Below are 1705 nucleotides of genomic sequence, written 5' to 3'. Positions count from 1 at the left end.
TTTGATTTTCGACCGGTGTTTAATATCATGGCAATGTAGGTGTAATAATTCCAGGTTTTTATCCAAGTCATTTCCACCTATGGAGCGTGGTATTATATGGTGTTTTTCCAATAAATCCTGGGGGGGCGACGAAATAAGCTAAAACCCAGACTCTATAAGCGATATAGCCCTTAGACCTCGTTGATAATACTTTCGTTTATTAGGATTTAGTCTCATTAATTCGGTTACTAATTCTATACAAATATCTTTGAAATTAACCCAGGTTTGACCATATAAACCAACGTAAAAACTGCTATTTCTGCGCTCTATTCTATCAGGTTCTTTGACACGAGCCACATAGGTTTGTATTCCTTGACGTTTAATATGCTGACCTTTAATAGTTGCAGAAGTGTAAGCTATAGCTATCAATAAAACTAAAGAAATAAACCGTTCACCTTCAACTTTAGTATTCTCTAAATGATAACCACCAGTCTTGAAGTCTCTAAACATTTCCTCTATATTAAATCTTTTTTTGTAAGCTGAAATTGCCAGCTCTAAGCTATCAAAGTTTGTCAGAATAAACCATCCTTCCTTAGGAGCTATACCTTTGAGTTTACGTTGCCACTTACAAGCTACATTAAAACTTGTAAATCCCCGAGTCTTAGTCACTTTTACTCCTTGTATAAATAAAGACACTCCAGGTATTAAACCTAAATCATTGAGTGCCACCCAATTATCTTTTTTATATTCAACAAACTCATTCTTTTTTAAACGTAAACAAAAGTATACACCCAAGCTCTGAAGATACTTAGCTAGTTTAACAGAGCAAAATTCTCTATCTCCTAATACACACACTTTATAGTTTTTAATAATCGGGACAATCTTTGATAAAATACTTTGTTGTTCTGTTAAATTACTACTCCCTAACTTGGGCAACAAAGTAAAATATATTGGAAACGCTCTTTTATCCCAAATAAGGCTAACCATGAATAAATTAATGCGACCCCAATTTGTTCTATCAATTGCTAGATAAATTAGGGTTTCTGAAGTAAAGTATGTTTTCAATAATTCTTCAAATATTGGAAACCAAATTTTTTCAATTGTTAGGTTTGGTAAGGATAAAAATCTTTGTAGTCTTTTTCTTCTACTTTCAAATTTAATTGGTAAAGGGAGAGTATTGGCTAATTTTTATAAGTTAACTTTTTTAATTGACTGTAAGAGATTGATCAGAATTTTTAAAAAAATCTATTCAGTTAGACTAAGTTGACTTTTTAGGTGGTTTTGGTAGAATGCTGGTAACATTGTTAATAAGTAGGTCTTGTTGCAAATTAGAGACCTACCTTTTTTTACCACAAAATGCTACTAACTTTACATAGCAAGCATTTCAGCCTGTTTCGTCGCCCCCCCAGAAGGAGTTTACAATGCCGTGCCAGATTTCCTATCAGGACGATACTGTTGAATTAGAAACCGCAGAGGAATTATTCGTTGCCCTAGAACTCACTCCCATAGAAGCCGATAAGGAGATTTTGTCCCAAATTGGTGAGGGAATGTTAGAGCTAGTTACAACTGATGAACAGTTTCTGCTAATTCTCGAAAAAGTGTTAGATACGCGAGGGGCTAGCAAACAACCCTATCTCACGTGTTTTAGCACATAATTAAGTCAAGTAGTCACTAAGGAAAGTACCTTTCTCAAGGGATTATCCCTAATGGCGAATGAAGCGGATCA

2 protein-coding genes and 1 pseudogene are annotated in these 1705 nt (G+C 34.5%); 1 reads left to right on the top strand and 2 read right to left on the bottom strand.

The annotated features are described in order from the left end of the window. Together F6K51_RS36795 and F6K51_RS36790 are read right to left on the bottom strand one after the other, a co-directional pair. On the bottom strand, positions 1-111 hold a 111-nt coding region (locus F6K51_RS36795; protein ID WP_293030991.1), incomplete at its 3' end, for an HNH endonuclease signature motif containing protein. Positions 112-138: 27 nt separating this feature from the next. Continuing rightward, positions 139-1224: pseudogene (locus F6K51_RS36790) on the bottom strand (IS4 family transposase). 176 nt (positions 1225-1400) lie between these two features. Here F6K51_RS36790 and F6K51_RS36785 point away from each other — a divergent pair. Then, positions 1401-1634 carry a hypothetical protein gene (locus tag F6K51_RS36785; RefSeq protein WP_293030988.1) on the top strand — a complete coding sequence of 78 codons (234 nt, stop codon included), beginning with the start codon at positions 1401-1403 and terminating at the stop codon, positions 1632-1634. Positions 1635-1705: the final 71 nt, after the last annotated feature.

It is taken from the genome of Moorena sp. SIO3I8, assembly GCF_010692325.1.
In the GTDB taxonomy this organism is placed as follows: domain Bacteria; phylum Cyanobacteriota; class Cyanobacteriia; order Cyanobacteriales; family Coleofasciculaceae; genus Moorena.
The sequence above is the reverse complement of the archived record's forward strand: the minus strand, read 5'-3'. Positions and strand labels throughout refer to the sequence as shown.